This is a genomic window from Streptomyces solicavernae, assembly GCF_029968095.1.
Taxonomy (GTDB): domain Bacteria; phylum Actinomycetota; class Actinomycetes; order Streptomycetales; family Streptomycetaceae; genus Streptomyces; species Streptomyces solicavernae.
In genome coordinates, this window is sequence record NZ_JASCIR010000045.1 from 1 (window position 1) to 19,027 (window position 19,027).

Annotated in this window: 14 protein-coding genes; 10 read left to right on the forward strand and 4 right to left on the reverse strand. The window is 71.8% G+C overall.

Annotated elements, in window-relative coordinates:
• Positions 1 to 207 precede the first annotated feature (207 nt).
• Entirely contained in the window at positions 208 to 3,021 is a 2,814-nt protein-coding gene (locus QIS99_RS29535; protein ID WP_408909660.1) for a SpoIIE family protein phosphatase, read from the forward strand.
• Positions 3,022 to 3,135: 114 nt separating this feature from the next.
• On the opposite strand, the gene QIS99_RS29540 is transcribed toward QIS99_RS29535, so the two are convergent.
• Complete coding sequence (locus tag QIS99_RS29540; protein WP_282516786.1) at positions 3,136 to 4,395, reverse strand: alkyl sulfatase dimerization domain-containing protein; 1,260 nt, start codon at positions 4,393 to 4,395, stop codon at positions 3,136 to 3,138.
• A gap of 185 nt (positions 4,396 to 4,580) precedes the next feature.
• Between QIS99_RS29540 and QIS99_RS29545 the strand changes: the two genes are divergently transcribed.
• The 8 genes from QIS99_RS29545 (at position 4,581) to QIS99_RS29580 (ending at position 15,440) form a co-directional block, all read left to right on the forward strand.
• Positions 4,581 to 5,228 carry a TetR/AcrR family transcriptional regulator gene (locus QIS99_RS29545; protein WP_282516787.1) on the forward strand — a complete coding sequence of 216 codons (648 nt, stop codon included), beginning with the start codon at positions 4,581 to 4,583 and terminating at the stop codon, positions 5,226 to 5,228.
• 30 nt (positions 5,229 to 5,258) lie between these two features.
• Complete coding sequence (locus tag QIS99_RS29550) at positions 5,259 to 5,645, forward strand: hypothetical protein (protein WP_282516788.1); 387 nt, start codon at positions 5,259 to 5,261, stop codon at positions 5,643 to 5,645.
• The gene (locus tag QIS99_RS29555) at positions 5,638 to 6,906 is read left to right on the forward strand and encodes an alkyl sulfatase dimerization domain-containing protein (protein ID WP_282516789.1); all 1,269 of its coding nucleotides are present in this window, start codon (positions 5,638 to 5,640) and stop codon (positions 6,904 to 6,906) included. The genes QIS99_RS29550 and QIS99_RS29555 overlap by 8 nt, the downstream gene beginning before the upstream one ends.
• Before the next feature lie 145 nt (positions 6,907 to 7,051).
• Positions 7,052 to 9,358 (forward strand): MMPL family transporter, encoded by a 2,307-nt coding sequence (locus QIS99_RS29560; RefSeq protein ID WP_282516790.1) that lies wholly within the window; start codon positions 7,052 to 7,054, stop codon positions 9,356 to 9,358.
• 4 nt (positions 9,359 to 9,362) lie between these two features.
• Positions 9,363 to 10,949, forward strand: coding sequence for a streptophobe family protein (locus tag QIS99_RS29565; RefSeq protein ID WP_282516791.1), 1,587 nt, complete (start codon positions 9,363 to 9,365; stop codon positions 10,947 to 10,949).
• Positions 10,950 to 11,136: 187 nt separating this feature from the next.
• Positions 11,137 to 11,877, forward strand: a complete 741-nt coding sequence (locus tag QIS99_RS29570; RefSeq protein ID WP_282516792.1) for a response regulator transcription factor — start codon at positions 11,137 to 11,139, stop codon at positions 11,875 to 11,877.
• Between the two features lie 65 nt (positions 11,878 to 11,942).
• Positions 11,943 to 13,436, forward strand: a complete 1,494-nt coding sequence (locus QIS99_RS29575) for a sensor histidine kinase (RefSeq protein WP_282516793.1) — start codon at positions 11,943 to 11,945, stop codon at positions 13,434 to 13,436.
• 102 nt (positions 13,437 to 13,538) lie between these two features.
• Positions 13,539 to 15,440, forward strand: coding sequence for a potassium channel family protein (locus QIS99_RS29580; protein ID WP_282516794.1), 1,902 nt, complete (start codon positions 13,539 to 13,541; stop codon positions 15,438 to 15,440).
• A gap of 134 nt (positions 15,441 to 15,574) precedes the next feature.
• On the opposite strand, the gene QIS99_RS29585 is transcribed toward QIS99_RS29580, so the two are convergent.
• The 3 genes from QIS99_RS29585 to QIS99_RS29595 all read right to left on the reverse strand — a co-directional run bounded on the left by QIS99_RS29585 (position 15,575) and on the right by QIS99_RS29595 (position 18,352).
• Positions 15,575 to 16,300, reverse strand: coding sequence for a potassium channel family protein (locus tag QIS99_RS29585; RefSeq protein WP_282516795.1), 726 nt, complete (start codon positions 16,298 to 16,300; stop codon positions 15,575 to 15,577).
• Complete coding sequence (locus tag QIS99_RS29590; RefSeq protein ID WP_282516796.1) at positions 16,293 to 17,663, reverse strand: TrkH family potassium uptake protein; 1,371 nt, start codon at positions 17,661 to 17,663, stop codon at positions 16,293 to 16,295. Before QIS99_RS29590 ends, QIS99_RS29585 begins: the two co-directional genes overlap by 8 nt.
• 188 nt (positions 17,664 to 17,851) lie before the next feature.
• On the reverse strand, positions 17,852 to 18,352 hold the full coding sequence (locus QIS99_RS29595; protein WP_282516797.1) for a DUF6653 family protein: 501 nt from the start codon (positions 18,350 to 18,352) through the stop codon (positions 17,852 to 17,854).
• Positions 18,353 to 18,486: 134 nt separating this feature from the next.
• On the opposite strand from QIS99_RS29595, the gene QIS99_RS29600 reads away from it, so the two are divergent.
• A complete protein-coding gene (locus QIS99_RS29600; RefSeq protein WP_282516798.1) occupies positions 18,487 to 18,984 on the forward strand; it encodes a GbsR/MarR family transcriptional regulator in 498 nt (165 codons plus the stop codon).
• The last annotated feature ends 43 nt before the right edge of the window (positions 18,985 to 19,027 follow it).

Genomic DNA, 19,027 nt, shown 5'->3' on the forward strand with positions numbered 1-19,027 from the left:
ACGGAAGCAGCGCCGCGGGGGAACACTGGAAGCATGGAAGCTCGTCGACCCTTCCGCCGGACGTCGGGACCGCCGTCCTCGGCGGGTCCGTCCTCGGCGGGTCCGTCCCCGGCGGGTCCGTCCCCGGCGGGTCCGTCCCCGGCGGGTCCGTCCCCGGCGGGCGGCGCCCGGTCCCCGCGCAAGCGGGACGTACGACGCCTGCGGAATCTGCTGAACGTGCGCACCGTCGCCGGTCAGGTGTTCCTGCTGCAGCTCGTGATCGTGCTGCTCCTGATCACCGCCACGGTCGTGGCGCTGCTGCTGCAGGCCCGCAGGGACACCACCGACGAGGCCCGCCACCGGACCCTCGCCGTCGCCGAGACCTTCGCCAACTCCCCCGGCATGCTCGCGGCGCTCGGCTCCCGGGACCCCAGCGCCGTACTGCAGCCACGGGCCGAGGAGGCCCGGAAGGGGTCGGGCGTGGACTACCTCGTGGTGTGGAACACGGACGGCCTCCGCTACACCCACCCCGACCCGGCCCTGATCGGCGAGCATGTCGTCGGCCCGTACGAGGAGGTGCTCGCGGCGGCCCGGGCCGGCCGCTCGCACACCGAGACCTTCCAGGCGAGCACCGGCCCCACCGTGAACTCCGCCGCGCCGGTCACCCGGCCGGACGGCTCCCTCGCGGGCGTCGTGTCGGTGGGCATCACCGTCGAGCGGGTGGAGGACGTGGCCGGCGCCCAGCTGCCGCTCCTGGTGGGCGGCGCCGCCGGCGCCCTGGCCCTGGCCGCGGGCGGCTCCGTCCTGGTCAGCCGGAGGCTGCGCCGGCAGACCCACGGCCTCGGCCCGGCCGAGATGACCCGGATGTACGAGCACCACGACGCCGTACTGCACTCGGTGCGCGAGGGCGTCCTGATCGTCGGCGGCGACGGGCGTCTGCTGCTCGTCAACGACGAGGCGCGCCGCCTGCTCGACCTGCCCCCGGACGCCGAGCAACGCACGGTCGCCGAGCTCGGTCTGGACCCGGACGCGGGCGAGCTGCTCCTGTCCGGACGGACGGCCACCGACGAGGTGCACCTGGCCGGGGAGCGGCTGCTCGCGGTCAACCTGCGGCCGGTCGACCACCGCGGCGGGCCGGCCGGCAGCGTGGCCACGTTGCGGGACACCACGGAGCTGCGCGCCCTGGCCGGCCGTGCCGAGGTGGCACGGGAGCGGCTGCGCATGCTGTACGACGCCGGGGTGCGGCTCGGCACCACCCTCGACGTGGTGCGCACCGCCGAGGAGCTCGCCGAGGTGGCCACGCCGCGGTTCGCGGACTTCGTGACCGTGGAGCTCCTCGATCCGGTACTGCGGGGCGAGGAGCCGGTCGGCGCCGGACTGGTGATGTGCCGCGTCGCGATCCGGGGCCGCGGCGACGTTCCGCCGTTCATCCCGGTCGGCGAACGGATCCCGTGGCTGCCCGGGACCCCGATGGCCGTGGGCCTGGCGGGCGCTCGCTCGGTGCTTGAGGCCGACCTGGCCGCGGCCCACGGCTGGCGGGCGCAGGACCCGGAACGGGCCCGGCAGATCCTCGACCACGGCGTCCACTCGCTGATCTCCGCACCGTTGCGCGCCCGCGGCATCATCCTCGGCCTGGCCAACTTCTGGCGCTCCGAGCAGGAGCCGTTCGAGGCGGAGGACCTGTCGTTCGCCGACGAACTGACCGCCCGGGCCGCGGTGGCCGTGGACAACGCCCGCCGCTACACCCACGAGCACACGATGGCGGTCACCCTGCAGCGCAGCCTGCTGCCGCACACGTTGCCGGAGCAGTCGGGGGTCGAGGCGGCCCACCGCTATCTGCCGGCCCAGGCGGGGGTCGGCGGCGACTGGTTCGACGTGATCCCGCTGCCGGGGGCCCGGGTGGGTCTGGTCGTCGGCGACGTGGTCGGCCACGGGCTGCACGCGGCCGCCACCATGGGCCGGCTGCGTACGGCGGTGCACAACTTCTCCGCCCTCGACCTGCCTCCCGACGAGCTCCTGAGCCACCTGGACGAGCTGGTCACGCGCATCGACCAGGAGGAGGGTGCGGGGGAGTACGCGGGGGCGGGAGCGGGCGCGGGCACCGGAGCGGGCGCAGGCGCCGGAGCGGGCGCGGGCGCGGGTGCCGGAGCGGGCACCGGAGCGGGCGCGGGCGCGGGCGCCGGGGGCAGCGACCTCCCGGGCATCACCGGCGCCACCTGCCTGTACGCGATCTACGACCCGGTCACCGGGGTGTGCTCCATGGCGCGCGCCGGCCATCCGGGCCCGGCGCTGGTGCGGCCGGACGGCACCGTCACGTTCCCCGACGTCCCGGTCTCCCCTCCGCTCGGCCTCGGCGGCGGCCTGCCCTTCGAGGCCGCACAGCTCACGCTCGCCGTCGGCTCCCGGCTCGTCCTCTTCACCGACGGGCTCGTCGAGCACCGCGGCCGGGACCTCGACACGGGTCTGGAGATGCTGCGCACCGCGCTGACCCACGCGGAAGGGACGCCCGAGCAGACCTGTACGGCGGTCCTCGACGCCCTCCTTCCCCCGCACCCCGCCGACGACATCGCCCTGCTGGTCGCCCGCACCCGCATCCTCGATCCGGACCGGGTCGCCGAGTGGGAGGTGCCCAGCGATCCCGCAGCGGTGAGCCGCGTCCGCTCCGAGGTCACCCGGCGCCTGGATGCCTGGGGCCTGGAGGCGTCCGCGTTCACCACGGAGCTGGTGGTGAGCGAACTGGTCACCAACGCCATCCGCTACGGCATCCCCCCGGTCCGGCTGCGCCTCCTGAACGACCGCAACAGCCTGATCTGCGAGGTCTCCGACGGCTCCAGCACCTCCCCCCACCTGCGCCGCGCGACCACCACGGACGAGGGCGGCCGCGGCCTGTTCCTGGTCGCCCAATTCGCCGAACGCTGGGGCACCCGCTACACGGCCCGCGGCAAGGTCATCTGGACGGAACAGCCCACCCACGCCGAGGAAGCGTTCCCCGCGGAACCGTCCGCGGACGACCTGTTGGCCCAGTGGGGCGACGAGGGGTAGTCGCCCCTGGACCTGCGCACCGGCCACGGGGCGAGAGGGATGGTGCCCGGACCGCGCCCTCTCCAGCCGCTCCCGCCACCGATTGACACGGGCCACGGGCCACGCCGTCTGCGCTCAGCGGCCCGATGTCGCGCGCTGTGCGGCCACGCGCTGGTGCGGTGCGGAGAACGCGAGCTTCCCCATCAGCGACGGCTCGGCCTCCCGGCGCCGCCCGAACACCTCCACGTAACACTCCTGCGCCGCCTGAGACTGCGGCTCGGCGAGGTACGCCCACTCGGCGATGTGGCAGGCCAACTGCACGTCGGAGTCGGCGAGTTCACGGGCGCGTGCCGCCAATGCCCGTACCCCGCCCGCCAGCTGGGCGATCTCATGTGCCTGCGCGGCCACCGGTGCGGGCAGCAGGTTCGCGGCGTGGCCGTCCCACCAGCCGCCGTACCGCCGGATCACGTTGCGGCAGATGAACTCCGGCCGGTCGTAACCGGGTTGCAGGCGCGGGTGGGCGGCCAGGTGCCCGGGGACGGCAAGTGACTGCACGATCTCGTCCGGGCGCAGGCCCGCGTTGAGCCCGTCGAGCGCGTGGCGCACGATGTGCCGGAGGTACGCGGCCATGGTCAGCAGTTCCTCGCGGATCGCGTCGGAGCCTCGTACGCAGTCGCCGTGGCCGGTGATCACACAGTCCGCGCCGAGGGCTGCCATCTCCTCGGCTGCGTCCGCCCACTCCTCCGCGTACCGCTGGACCTTGCGCGGGTTCCCGGCGTTGGGCAGATAGCCGACGACCAGGTCCCCGGCGGCGATCACCCGGCGCTGCGGTGCCCACACCCAGGCGGCGTCGTCCGTCTCGCCCTTGGCGTGCCGCACGACGAACCGCTCGCCTCCGATGCGGAGTTCGAGGCTGTCGCGGAAGGTGATGTCGGGTACGACGAAGTCCTCGGGCGCGCTCGGCCAGCTGCGGCCGTTGGCGCCGGGGCGCTGTCCGTTGATCGCGGCGTTCAGGCCGGCGGTCTTCGCGTAGCGGGCGTGGTGGTCGGGCAGGTTCTCGTGGGCGACGACACGGGGCCGCTCTCCTGCCTCCAGGAACGCCCACAGGCCGAAGGCGTGGTCGACGTGGCCGTGCGTGAACACCACGGTGTGCAGCGGGAGTCGGCTGATCCGGCGGACGGTTTGCAGGAGTGCGGGGCCGTCGCCCGCGCAGCCGGCGTCGACGAGGAGCAGACCCTCGTCCGTCTCGAACAGGGCGACGTTCGCCATGCCGGGCTGGATCACGAAGGTGCGGGGCGCGACCTCGACGACCTGGGGCGGGTGCGGCGCGGGGACCTCGCGCGCCGCGATGTGCTGGAACTGCGCGTTGCCGATGTTGCCGAAGTTCTGCCGCATCAACGCATGGGCGCCTGGGCCCAGTTGCCGGTCCGCCGGGGTGGACCGGTCTTCCGCAGGCGCGGACGCCGCACTGAATGAATCGGATGAATCGGACACGGGAGTCTCCTGACTGCGATGTTCGACTGGGCGTTGACGGAGATTAAACCACGCGGTTTAATCTCCGCACAGAGGGAGGGAAAACCGTGGAATCATCGACATCGACATCGACCCGGCTGCAGATCCTGCTCGCCGCGGAGCGCCTGTTCGCCACGCAAGGAATCGACGCGACCTCCTTGCGGCAGGTCAGTTCCGAGGCACGGCAGCGCAATACGGCAGCGGCGAAATACCACTTCCAGAACAAAGAGACTCTGATCAGAGCCATCTTCGAGCACCGACTCGACGTCATCGATGCCAGGCGCGGCGCGATGCTGAAATCCGCCGAGGCCGGGGAACGCCTCGGCGACCCGAGGGAATTGGTGGAGATTCTGGTCCGCCCGCTGGCCGAGCAGGCGACCAGCGCGGGCAGCTACTACGTCCGCTTCCTGCACCGCGTCTTCGATTACGTCGGGCGCGATGTCACCGCCCTCCCGGAACTGGGCGGGCTCGAAGAGGCGGTGGCCGTCGGGCGCCTGGTCACCGACCGGCTCCCCGGTCTGGTCCAGCCGCTGCTGCGCCCCCGGATCAGGTGGGCAGGCCAACTGATCATCTCCGCCCTCGCCGATCTGGAAGGACCTCAAGGAGCCGCCACCGCCCCGGAGTCGGACCCGGATGCGTACGTGGTGGCGCTGATCGACGCGGTCACCGGCCTGCTCACGGCCGAGACCACCGCCCGGCCCGCCGGTGAACCGTGACGGCCGGGCGTCACAGGAGAGGAGTTCCAGATGACGCCGGGACCCGAGCCGGCCACGACCGGTCTGCGCCTCGTCTATGCCGCCGCCGGGCTGCTCATCGGCGGGGCGTGGGCGTACGGCAGGGACATGCCGCTGTGGGAGCACGCGCTGCGTCTGTGCGTGATCGTCGTGGTCGTACCGCCCGTCCTGCACCTCGTACGCAGCCGCCTGAGGCGGCGCTCGGCCGCCCAGCACCTGCCTTTGCGGCAGCTGGTCGTCACCAAGGTCCTGCTCGTGGCGGCCGCGGTGGTCGTGGAGCTGCTGCTCGACCCGCTGACCGCATGGGCCTCGTTCGTCACCGCCGCCGCCCTCGCGGCCGTGGTCGCCGTCGGAGGACCGGCCTGGCACCAAAAACAGAGGAGCCCGTCGCATGGATGAGAACCCCGCAAGTCAGTGGACGTCAGCGGCCCAACAGGCGCCGCAGGACGCCAAGTTCTTCTGGACGGGCGGACCGGTCGAGGTCGCAGCGGACACCTGGTTCGCCTCCCTCGGCTCCGGTGTCACGGCATTCGCCACCCGCGGCGGCCTCGTCCTCGTCGACACGGGCGCCCGGCTGTTCGCCGGCGGGATCGCCGACCGCATCCGGACCCGCACCGACCTGCCGGTGCACACCGCGATCTACACGCACGGCCACATCGACCACGCCTTCGGCCTCGAATCCTTCCTCGTCGAGGGCCAGGGCGCACCGCAGGTCGTCGCGCAGGAACGCATGGCCGAGAGGTTCGCGCGGTACGAGCGCAGCCCGCGGCACAACGCGACCGTCAACAGCCGCCAGTTCGGCGGACGGGAGGACGATCCCACCTTCCAGGGCGAGGAACTGCGGTTCGGCTTCCCCACGTACGAGCCGACGCGCTCCTACCAGCACTCCCTCGAACTCGACGTCGGCGGAACGGCCTTCGAGCTGCATGCCTGCCGGGGCGAGACCGACGACCACACGTGGATCTACTGCCCCGAGCGGCGCGTGCTCTGCACCGGCGACCTGATCATCTGGGGCGTTCCCAACGCCGGCAACCCGCAGAAGGCGCAACGCTATCCGTGGGACTGGGCGGCGGGTCTGCGCGCCATGGCGGAGACGGGCGCCGCCTCGCTGTGCCCGGGCCACGGCGGACCCGTCGTGAACGACCCCAGGCTGGTCCGGCGCATCCTTCAGGACACGGCCGCCTTCCTGGAGGAGGTCGTGGAGCGGACCCTGGCCGTGCTCGAAGACGGCTCGCCCCCGCACGTCGACGTCGTACGCAGGGTGGAACTGCCGCGGTCCGAGGCGCCGTGGCTTCAACCCGTGTACGACGAAGCCGAGTTCATCGTCCGCAATGTCATCCGCTACTACGGCGGGTGGTGGAGCGGGCGGCCGAGCGAACTCAAACCGGCCCCGCGCGCGGACGTAGCGGCCGAGCTGGCCGCCCTCAGCGGGGGTCCCGGCCGGCTGCTCGACCGGGCCGTCGAACTCGCGCCCCGCAACATGGCCTTGGCCTGCCATCTCGCGGACTACGCCCTGGAAGCGGCCCCCGACAACCCCGTAATCGCCGAGGGAGTGGCCGCCCTCTACACCGACCGCGGCGCCCGTGAATCCAGCCTGATGGCGACGAACCTCTACCGGTCCGCAGCCGCGGGCGCGCTGTCCCGACTTCCTTCCGCATAAGCTTCGGAATTCTCGGGTTCCGGCAAGGAGACGGGTGCGGGAAACCCCTCTCAGAAAACTCCCAGGAATGTCTCCGGAACCGGTCAAGTGGAGATGCAACTCTTGCCCCCGTTCTGCTGATCGGCAATATGACCGGGGGCCGCTTGTGGCTGCTTTCCTCTATAAGACTGGCAAGTTCTCCTTCCGATGGAGGTGGTGGGTCACCGTCCTGTGGGCGGGACTGCTCGTAGGGGCAGGGGTTCTCGCCTCCCGTGCCGACGCCGCGCCGCCGAACGACTTCTCCATGCCGGGAACCGAGGCCCAGCAGGCCTACGACCTCCTGGAGGACCGTTTCCCCGAGATAAAGGCGGACGGCGCCACGGCTCGGGTCGTCTTCAAGGCCGACGACGGCAAGGTGACCGCCCCGGACCGGAAGCAGGCCGTCGAGGACGCCGTACGGGCGCTCGGCGAGGCACCGCAGGTCGAGCGGGTCACCGACCCCTTCACCACGGGCTCCGTCAGCAAGGACGGCACCACCGCCTACGCGCAGGTGTCCTACGGCGCGACGGTCAACGAGCTCGCGGACACCTCGCGCAAGGCGTTGACGGACACCGTGGAGGAGGCGCGCTCGTCCGGCCTCACGGTCGAGGCCGGAGGCAACGCGGTCTCCGGGACGGCCACGGGCAGCCACTCCACGGAGGCCATCGGACTCGCGGTGGCCGCCGTCGTGCTCGTCATCACCTTCGGCGCGCTGATCTCGGCGGGGCTGCCGCTGCTCACCGCGCTGCTCGGCGTCGGCGTCGCCACCTGCGCGATCAAGGTCCTCTCGGCGCCGCTCGACCTGGGCGGGACCACGTCCGTACTGGCCACCATGCTGGGCCTCGCCGTCGGCATCGACTACGCGCTGTTCGTCGTCTCCCGCTACCGCGACGAGCTGGCCCGCGGCAGGGGCCGGGAGGACGCCGCCGCGCACGCCGTGGGCACGGCGGGCTCCGCGGTCGTGTTCGCCGGACTGACCGTGGTGATCGCCCTCGCGGCGCTGCCCGTCGTCGGCATCCCGGTGCTGTCCCAGATGGGTCTCGCCGCGGCCGGAACCGTCGCGCTGGCCGTGCTGATCGCCGTCACGCTGATCCCCGCCCTGCTCGGCATCGCCGGGAAGCGCGTCAAGGCGGCCCGCCCCCGCCGCCGCAAGCGCCGGGGGGACGACGAGCCGGCCGGGACGGCGCCGCGTCCCGGCCTGGCCGCGCGCTGGATACGCTTCATCACCCGGCGGCCGCTCGCGGTGCTGCTGGTCGGCGCCACCGCCCTGATCGCCGTCGCGGTACCGGCCGCCTCGCTCGAACTCGGCCTGCCCGGCGACGAGTCCAAACCGACGTCCACGACCCAGCGCCGCGCCTACGACCTGCTCGCCGACGGCTTCGGCCCCGGCTTCAACGGCCCGCTGACCGCGGTCGTACGGGCCGACGACGGCGGCGACGCCCAGGCCGCCGCACGTAACGCCGCCAACCGGATCAAGGAGACGGACGGGGTGGCGACGGTGACGCCGCCGCGCTTCAACGACGCCAAGGACACCGCCGTACTCACCGTCGTCCCCACCACGGCCCCCGGCAGCGAGGAGACCACCGGACTCGTCCACACGCTGCGGTCGCCCGAGACCGAGGGAGCGGACGCCGAGGTGCTGATCGCGGGCACCACCGCGATGAACATCGACGTCTCACAGAAGCTCACCGAGGCGCTGCTGCCCTACATCGCGCTCGTCGTGGGCCTTGCGTTTCTGCTCCTGATCGCCGTGTTCCGCTCGATCCTGGTGCCGCTCAAGGCCGCGCTCGGCTTCCTGCTCTCCATCGCCGCCGGGCTCGGCGCGGTGGTCGCGGTCTTCCAATGGGGCTGGCTGGGCTCGCTGTTCGGGGTCTCCGTGCCCGGGCCCGTGATGTCCATCATGCCGATCTTCATGGTCGGCGTCGTCTTCGGCCTGGCCATGGACTACGAGGTGTTCCTGGTGACCCGGATGCGTGAGGCCTACGTCGCGGACCGGCAGCCCGTACGGGCCGTGGTCAGCGGCTTCGAGCACAGTGCCCGGGTCGTTACGGCCGCCGCGGTGATCATGATCTCGGTGTTCGCCGGGTTCATGGGGTCGAGCGAACAGATGGTGAAGACCATCGGGTTCGGCCTGGCGATCGCCGTCCTCTTCGACGCCTTCGTCGTCCGCATGACCCTCGTCCCCGCGGTGCTCGCCCTGCTCGGCCATCGCGCCTGGCGGCTGCCGCGGTGGCTGGACCGCTGGGTGCCGCACGTCGACGTGGAGGGCGAGCGCCTCCAGGACACCGAGCCGTCCCCGGCCGCCTCCCTGGCCGACTCCCTGGCCGACTCCCCGGCCGACTCGCCGACCGACTCCACGACCGACTCCACGCCCGCCGCCCTGCCGCCGCCGGACAGCGCCACCGTCCCCGCCGAGCCGTACGAGGTGCGCTGATCCCATGAGCCGTACGACCACGACGCACGCGGCAGTGCAGGGCGGACCGGCGCCCAACTCGCCGACGGACAAGCGAAGTTCGGGGAGCACGGACGCCTCGCTCAAGCCCAGCGGGGGCGCCGCGCGCCACGCGGCCGAAGGAGGGCTTGCCGTCCTCGCCGCCGTCACGGCCATGGCAGGCGCGGGGTACCTGGCGCTGCGCGCGCTCGGCGCCGACGGCAGCGCGCCGCCGACCCGGCTCGTCCCGGCCGTCACCAGCCTCGCCTTCGGCGGGCAGATCGACCTGAGTGCCGCCCTCACCCCAAAGGCCGGTGCCGGTACCGGTACCGGTGGAGGCATGCTCGACATGCTCGGCGGTGGCGGTGGTCTCAGCGTCGGGATCGCCGGTCAGGTGTGGGCGATGCCGCTGATGCTCACCTTCCTGGGAGCTGCCGTCCTCGGCTGGTGCTTCTTCCGGCCGCTGCGCCGCCGCATGCGCCCGGCTCCGGCCCTGCTGATCGCCCGCAGTGGCGGGGCGCTGGGCGTCACCGCCGTGCTCGTGCCCGTACTGGCGTCCATGGCTCGCGGCTCGCTCAGCCTTCCCGAGAGCGTGTCGGAGAAGCTCGGCCAGGGCGGCGGCGCGGGCGGTGGGCTCGGCAAGCTGACGGGCGGCGGGGTGCCCTCTCTCGACTTCACCACGGACATCGCGCTGACCGGATTCCTCGCGGTGCTCGAAGTGGCACTCGTCATCGGCCTCGGCTGTGTGGCCGCCCGCCGTACGTCCCTGCCAGGCCCCGTGGCCCTCAGCAGGGCGCGCCTCAAGTGGAACCCGGTCACCTCGACCCTGACCGGAATCCTCACCACCTTGTGCACGGTCGCCCTGTTCCTCGCGCTCCTCGCCGGAGCGGCCGCGGCGACCGGACGCGACCAGGCGGCGAAGGCGGCCGGGGCGCTGCTCCTGGCCGCCCCGAATCTGCTGTCTGCCGTCCTCACCTCCGGCCTGGGCGCGTCCTGGCAGGCCGGCATGGAGCGGCGGCAGCCCGAAGGCGGCGGCATGATGGGCGGCCTCGGCGGTCTCGGCGGCCTCGGCGGCCTCGGCGGCATGGGCGGAGGCGCCGGGGAAATGGGCGGCGCCGGTGGCCTCGGCGGAGCGACCGGCTCCGGTGCCGCGGAAGGGTCCAAGCAGATCGACTTGAGCAGCAAGGCCGTGGCCGGTCTTCCCCTGTGGCTGATCGGCCTGACACTGCTGGCGTGTCTGCTCGTGTACGCGGGCCACCGCACCGCCGCGCGCACCCCGGTCCGAACGGCTCGCGAAGAAGCCAAGGCGCTGTTGGGCCGCCACGTGGAGATCGCGCTGCGCGGCGGTGTCGCCGTCGGCCTCGGTGTCCTGGTCCTCGGCCTGGTCTCGCAGGTCTCGGCGGGGATCGGCTTCTCCCTCATGGGCAACGAGATGGGCGGGATGGACGCCGGGCTCGACGGCTCCGTACGGCTCCCGGCGCTCACCGGCTTCGTCCTGGCCTGCCTCGCCTGCTACGCGGGCAGCCGTCTCCAGGCGGTCCGGCCGGGTGGGTGGCGGGTCCGGGCACGTCCGCGGCCACACACAGGTTCGTGAGGTTTCCTCGGAGTCGAGCTCCCGTCCCCGGGACCGACACGCGACATGACCTGTGGAAGTGGAACGGTCCGGCCGGGTCGGTGGCACCTGCCCCGCCGGGTCGGTGGCACCTGCTCCGCCGGACCGGTCCACGGGCGCCGAAGCCCCCGTATGCCGAACTCGTATACCGAAGCGGAACGAACCAGCCATGACATCAGCCCGCGCGGCAAGCCGCGGCACCTCGCCCAAGGGCCACCTGCTCGTCGTCGACGACGAACCGACCGTGCGCGAACTCCTTCCGGCCGCCCTGTGCTACGCCGGGTTCGACGTCGATGCAGCGGCGGACGGAGAGGAGGCCCTGCAGATGGCGGCCCGCCGCCCTCCGGACCTGGTGCTCCTCGACGTGATGCTCCCGGGCATCGACGGTTTCGAGGTGATCCGACGGCTGCGCGCCCTGCCCCGCAAGGCCGGCCAGGGGGTCGGCGGCGACGTACCGGTCCTGTTCGTCACCGCCCGGGACGACCGCCAGGACCGGATCGCCGGCCTCACCCTGGGCGGCGACGACTACATCACCAAGCCCTTCGACCTGGAGGAGCTGATCGCCCGCATCCACGCGGTCTTGCGCCGCACCAAGGGCGAGCCGTCCGACACCCTGGTCGTCGGCGACCTCGAACTGGACTCCGAGGGACACCTGGTGACCCGGGCCGGGCAGCCGGTGCGCCTGTCCCCCACCGAGTTCCGCCTGCTGCACTTCCTGATGGCCAACGCCGGGCTGACCATGTCCAAGTCCCAGATCCTGGAGAACGTCTGGCGCTACGACTTCGACGGCGACCCCAGCATCGTCGACACGTACATCAGCTACCTGCGCCGCAAAGTGGACCGGGCCGGGCCCAAACTCATCCACACCGTGCACGGCATCGGCTACGTACTGCGCGGGCCCCGGGCATGAAGGCGCCGGGACCGCTCCGGAACCGGCGCCTCCTGGCCGGACAGGCTCGGCGTGCCCTCGCGCGCATGTCCCTGCGCATGCGCCTGCTGTGCCTGGCCACCGCCCTGGTGGCCACCGGCCTCCTCGCAGCGGGCGCCGTCGTCAACACCGCCCTCCACGGCTACCTGGAGGGGCGCGTCGACGCGCGCCTGCAGACCACGGCGCAGATCGCCGCCCGCATCACACCCCCGCCGGGCATGGAGTCCCCCCAGAACGTGCGCGTCCTGAGCTCCTTCGAGGACACCACGGTGTCGTACGTGGACGACGCGGGCGTTCCCCGCACCACCTTCGACTCCACCACCGCCGCTCCCGGGGGCGGGCCGCGGCTGCCGGAACTCGACCGGGACGCCGTACTCGACCGTGCCGGGCAGCCCTTCACCGTCCCGGCACGCGACGGCGATCACCGCTGGAGGGTGGTGGCGCTGACCAGGCCCGACCAGCTGATCGAGTCGGCGGACCAACCGGTCGGCAACGGCAGCGTCATCGTCGCGACCTCCCTGGACGAAGTGGACCGCACCGTCCAGAAGACCCGAACCGTCTCTCTGACGGCCGGCGGGACACTGCTCGCCGTACTGGCCCTGGTCGGCTGGTTCGCCGTGCGTTCCGGGCTGCGGCCGTTGACCCGTATCGAGGAGACCGCGGAGGCCATCACCTCGGGCGACTTCTCGCACCGCATCCCGGAGACGGCCGGTGCGCAGACGGAGGTGGGACGGCTGACCACCTGCCTGAACCGGATGCTCGACCAGATCGACACCGCGTTCCGCGCCCGAGCGGAGGCGGAGTCGCGGATGCGGCGCTTCTTCGCGGACGCCAGCCACGAACTGCGCACCCCGCTCGTCGGCATCAAGGGCTACACCGATCTGTACCGCATGGGCGCCTCGCAGACCCGCCAGGAGACGGACCACATCATGACGCGCATCGCCGAGGAGTCCGAGCGCCTGACCCGCCTCGTGGGGGACATGCTCCTGCTGGCCCGCCTGGACGAGGCGGCGCAGGGCCCGGCCGTCGGGATCGGCCCGGCGCCCGCATTCCCGCTGGAGCGCGCCCCGATGGACCTGCGCACGCTGGCCGCCGACGCGTTGCACGACGTACGCGCCCTGGACGCCACCCGCCCGGTCACGCTCACGGGTCCGGGCGGCGGCAGGCCCTCCACAGCCCCGACGCTCGCGGACGAGGAACGTCTGCGGCAGGTCGTCACCAACCTGGTCGGCAACGCCGTCGCACACTCACCTGGCGGTACGCCGATCCGGATCGGCGTGGGCGTCGAGGACGGGCTCGCGGTGCTGGAGGTGGCCGACCAGGGGCCGGGCCTCTCGCCCGAGGAACGGCAGCGGGTCTTCGAACGGTTCTACCGCGCCGACGCGTCCCGCAGCCGCGCCACCGGTGCCGGTGCGGGCCTCGGCCTGTCGATCGTGCACTCCCTCGTCACGGCCCACCGCGGCGACATCGAGCTCGACACCGCCCCGGGCGAGGGCTGCACCTTCCGGGTCCGGCTCACGCTCCTTGCACCGATGGACTGAGCCCCGAAGCCACCCAATGGAACCAGCCGGCGGCTTCGGGCACTCTTCGTCACCGTGTCAGCACTCCCGCGCCAACCTCAGTCAAGTCCCGTCGCAGGCCACATGATTGTCTGCGGTGACGACGCGCTGGCCGAACGCCTCGCCACCGAGCTGCACGAGGTCTACGGCGAGCGCGTGACCCTGGTGCTGCCGTCCTCGGCCGGCAACCTGTCCCAGCCGGTGGCCGGCCTGGGCCGAGCCACCGCGCTGCTCGGCCGCATGTCGTCTTCCGTCATGGGACGTACCGTCGTGAGCGGTAGCAGAACAACAGGCACGGTCCCACCGCGCGTTGTCGAGGCGGCAGAGCTCAGCGGTTCCGCGCTGCAGGAAGTAGGTGTCCCGCACGCCGCGGCGCTCGCACTCGTTCATGACGACGACGAGACGAACATCCGCGTCGCTCTCGCGGCCCGCCGCCTCAACCCCCGTCTGCGCCTGGTGATCAGGCTCTACAACCGAAAGCTCGGCCAGCACCTCGAAGAGCTCCTCGACCAGGCCGCCGTCGTCGCCGCCCCGGACATGGACCTCGCAACCCTGGACGCCTCCACGACCGTGCTGTCGGACGCCGACACCGCAGCACCGGCCCTCGCGGCAACCGCGATCGCCGGAACCAGCAAGGTCGTTCAGGCCGACGGGCTCCTGCTGCGGGCCGTGGAGCGCATGCCCTCCGGACGTGGTGAGGTCCCCGAACCGGGGCTGTGCACGCTCGCGTTGCTCTCCGCCACCAGCAACGACCCGGCGGGTGCGGAGGGTTCGGACAACAGTGGTGACGAGGGCCCTCAACTCCTGCCCGACGACGGCGCTGTGACGATGGCCACCGGCCGCGGAACGATCGTCCTGGAGACCGTGTCCCACACCGGACCGACGCTGCCACCGGGCCGCCTGGCCCGCCGAACCGCGCCCCTCGGTCAGCTCTTCTCCCGCAGGCTGCGCTGGTCGCTCCTCGGCCTGATGGCCTGCGTGGTCGCTCTGGCGGTCGCCTCTTGGATCACCACCGACGATCCGCCCCTGCACGCCGCCTACATCACCTTGCTCGACCTCTTCGGCATCAACGACCCCGCGACCGACGCGGAAGCCGGCCGCCAAGTCCTGCAACTCCTCGCCGGCTTCGCCGGGTTACTGCTCCTGCCCGTCCTGCTCGCCGCAGCCCTGGAAGCCCTCGGCACCTTCCGCAGCGCCTCCGCGCTCCGACGCCCGCCCCGCGGTCTTTCCGGGCACGTCGTCCTGCTCGGCCTCGGCAAGATCGGCACGCGCGTACTGCACCGGCTGCGCGAACTCGACATCCCCGTGGTCTGCGTCGAAGAAGACCCCGAAGCCCGCGGCATCACGCTCGCCCGGCGCCTGCGCGTACCCGTCGTCCTGGGCGACGTCACCGACGAAGGCGTCCTCGAAGCGGCCAAGGTCCACCGCGCCCACGCCCTCCTCGCCCTCACCAGCACGGACACCACCAACCTGGAAGCCGCGCTGTACGCCCGCTCGGTGAAGGCCAACCTCCGGGTGGTCCTGCGCCTGTACGACGACGACTTCGCCACCGCCGTCTACCGCACCCTGCGCAGCGCCCACCCCCAGGCCCTCACCCGCAGCCGCAGCGTCACCACGCTGGCCGCCCCGGCGTTCGCCGGAGCCATGATGGGCCGCCAGATCCTCGGCGCCATCCCCGTCGAACGCCGCGTCCTGGTCTTCGCCGCACTCCAGGTCGCAGGCCACCCCCAACTGGAGGGCCGCACGGTCGCCGAGGCGTTCCACCCAGGGCGGTGGCGGGTCGTCGCCCTCGACATCACCGACCCCGTCGAGCGCATGCCCGACCTGGCAACCACACCCTCCCCGGACGACGAGCACGCCCCGGGCCTGGTGTGGAACACCGACCCCCGCTACGTACTCAAGGCACAGGACCGCGTCGTCCTGGCCGCCACCCGCCAGGGCCTCGCGGAACTCCTCGGCCGACACCCCGCACCCCGGCCACGGTGAGGGTGCGAAACCAGGTCCTGCCGAAGAGCGCCGGCGTCTTCTGCACGCACGGCACCTTGTTGGGGATGGTGGGGCGGCCGGAGGGCCGGAGCCACCGGGGACGCAGCTGCTGGACGCCGTCAGGCAAGCGGGCCTCAACCGAGGTCGGCGAACGCCTCCACGGCGTGGGTCTTCCCGGTGACGATGATGACGTCGCCCTTCTCGATGACGGTCTCGGCGGTGGCGTACGTGAAGTCCTCGCCGGGGCGTTTGATGCCGACGACGGTGACGCCGTACTTGCTGCGGACCTCGCTGCGGCCCAGCGGGACACCGGTGGCGAGTTCGGGGGCGACGGTCTTGACGAGGGCGAAGTCGTCGTCGAACTCGATGAAGTCCAGCATCCGACCGGTGACCAGGTGGGCGACGCGCTCGCCCATCTCGTACTCGGGCAGGACGACATGGTGCGCACCGAGGCGTTCGAGGATCTGGCCGTGCTGGCGACTGATCGCCTTGGCCCAGATATTGGGGACCTCCGCCTCCAGGAGGTTGGACGTGACCAGGATCGATGCCTCGATGTCGGTGCCGATCCCGACGACCGCGCTGGTGAACTCGTGGACGCCGAGCTGGCGCAGCACCTCGGGGTCGGTGCAGTCGGCGACCGCGGCGTGGGCGAGGCCGTCGCTGTACTTCTGCACGAGCCGGTCGTCGGTGTCGATGCCGAGGACGTCCCAGCCGCGTTGGGTGAGCTCGTTGGCCAGCGAGCTGCCGAAGCGTCCGAGGCCGATGACGGCGACGCGCTGGTCGGACGGGGCCTTGGCAGCGTACTGGTGAGCGAGGCGCTTGCGGCGGCGGCGCCGGAGGCTGTGGAGGTAGTTAGCCAATGACGGGTCGCTCCTCGGGCAGGTGGTAGCGGCGCGTGCGCTCCCGCAGGGCGAGCGCCGAGACCAGGGTGATCGGGCCGAGCCGGCCGACGAACATGAGCAGAGTCAGGATCAGTTGCCCGGTGGCGGGCAGGTCGGCGGTGATTCCGGTCGAGAGTCCTACGGTGGCGAAGGCGGAGACGACTTCGAAGAGGACCTGTTCGAAGGGGTATCGGGTGATGCTGAGCAGGGCGAGGGTCGCCGCCATGACCAGGCCCACCCCGAGCAGCGCCACGGTGAGCGCCTGCCGCAGGACGTGCGGGGCCAGTTTGCGGCCCATGACCGAGGCATCGGGTTCTCCGCGCACCTCGGCGGCGATGGCCGCGGCCAGGACGGCGAAGGTGGTGACCTTGATGCCCCCGGCGGTGCCCGCGCTGCCGCCGCCGATGAACATGAGGATGCAACTCACCAGGAGCGTCGACGCCTGCATGGCCCCGATGTCCAGGCTGTTGAAGCCTGCGGTGCGGGTCATCGCGGAGTGGAAGAAGCCGTTGAGGAGCTTCCCCGGCCAGTCGAAGGCGCCGAGCGTGCCCTTGTTGGTCCACTCCATCAGGCACGTGAGCAGGGTGCCGATCAGGAGCAGGGTGCCCGTGGTGAGCAGGGTGAGCTTGGTGTGCAGGGTCCAGTTGCGGCGCCCCGTCCTCGTACGCCGGTTCCGGTGGCGCAGGACTTCCAGCAGTACGGGGAAGCCGAGGCCGCCGAGGATCACTGCCGCGGCGATCGGCAGGGTGACCCAGGGGTCTTGCGCGTAGCGGGTGAGGCTGTCGGCGTGCAGGCCGAACCCGGCGTTGTTGAAGGCCGACACGGCGTGGAAGAACCCGAGGTAGGTGGCGTCCCCGATGGACTCGCCGTACCCGAACCGGAAGCGCAGCGCGAGGAGCGCGCCCACTGTGAGCTCCACGATCACCGTGGAGCCGGCGACGCCGAGCAGCACCCGTCGTACGTCTCCGATGCCGAAGCTCTTCGTCTCGGCCTGCGCCGTCAGCTGCATACGCAGGCGCAGCTTGCCGGAGACCAGCAGGGCGAGCAGCGACGCCATGGTCATGATGCCGAAGCCGCCGACCTGGATGAGCGCCAGGATCAGGCCCTCACCGAACCCGCTCCAGTGTGTGCCGGTGTCCACGACGGCCAGCCCCGTCACGCACACCGCCGACGTGGCGGTGAACAGGGAGGCGACAAGCCCGGTGGCGTCCCCGCTCTCGGCGGCGACGGGCAGGGCGAGCAGCACGGCACCGATGAGGGTCACGAGCGCGAAGGCCATGACGACGGTGCGGGCCGGGTGAGTCGTGAACAGCGAGTGCCACACCCGCGTCGCGCGCGCCATCACATCACCGCCCCTTCATGGAGGTTCGACGCCAAGGGACCGCCGACGGATCGCCAACGTTCCGTCAGGATCTTGACGGCCGTCACCCTATCCAGGAGAGGACTGCGGAGGGCGCATCCAGTTGAGCGCCGTGGAGAGCGGCGTGGAGAGCGCCGTGGAGAGCGCCGCGGAGAGCGCGAGGAGCTGCTTCACGCTGCGGTGTCCGGTGTCCGGCCGTCCTGTGCCTGGTCACCCAAGTACTGGAACAGCAGGCCGTAGCGGTCGATCCGCCACAGCTGGGCGAGCACCACCATGACCGTCCCCAGGGCGAGCGGCCAGATGTCGAGGGCGACAAGGCCCCAGCCGATCAACGCGAAGCCGAACAAGCCGGTCGCGATCAGCCAGTTGAGGATCGTCCTGTGCTCGGCCGGAACCTGGCCGTCGACGTGGAGCTGCTCGCCGTAGATGCCCCTCGCGGCCCAGCTGGTGGGACCCACGGGGCCGAACAGGCGCACGTTGAGCCAGAGCCAGACCACGACCGCGCCGACGGCGGCCAGGCACCACCAGCCGAGCCATTCCCGGCTCCACACGGCAAGCTCGAAGGCCGGGATGGCGGCGAACCGGGTCCAGACGCTCCAGGGGTTGGCGTGCCGCCTCCAGGACTCGTTGGACATCCCGTGCAGGTCGGCTGCTGTCTTGATCGGGGCCATGAGTGTTCCTCACTGCTCGGATTGTCGACGCCCTTCGGCCACGAGGGCTGGTCGCGTCCGGAACTCAACCGTACAAAGATTTCAGAGATCTGTGAATACTCTGAATGATGGGGATGCTCGGCTAGGGTGTCGGCATGGGCGACGACAAGCGGCTACGGGACGCGGCGGAGAAGCTGGCGCTGATCCTCGCGCAGGGCGGAATGCAGAAGACCACCGCGCGGGTGATGACCTGCCTGCTGTTCAGCCAGCAGGAGACGCTGACCGCCGCAGACCTGTGCGCGGAGCTGCAGATCAGTTCCGGAGCGGTGTCCGGCGCGGTCAAGCAGCTCACACCCAGCGGACTGCTGGAACGCGTCCCGGCACCGGGCAGCCGCAGGGACCACTACCGCTTCCCTGACGGCGCCTGGGCAACGCTCATGTCGCAGCAGAACCAGCTCTTGGCGACCATGGGGGAGGTCGCAGACCAGGGCCTCGCGGCGGCGGGCGACCCGTCCACCCCCGCCGGGCAGCGCATGGCGGAGATGAGGGACTTCTACTCCTTCATGCTGCGCGAACTGCCCCCGCTGATCGAACGGTGGCGCACGGACTTCACAGCGAAGCAGGCCAAGCAGGAGACACATCAAGCCGATTGAGCGGTCAGGAGCGCCACGACCGATCGTCCCGACCCATGCCGTT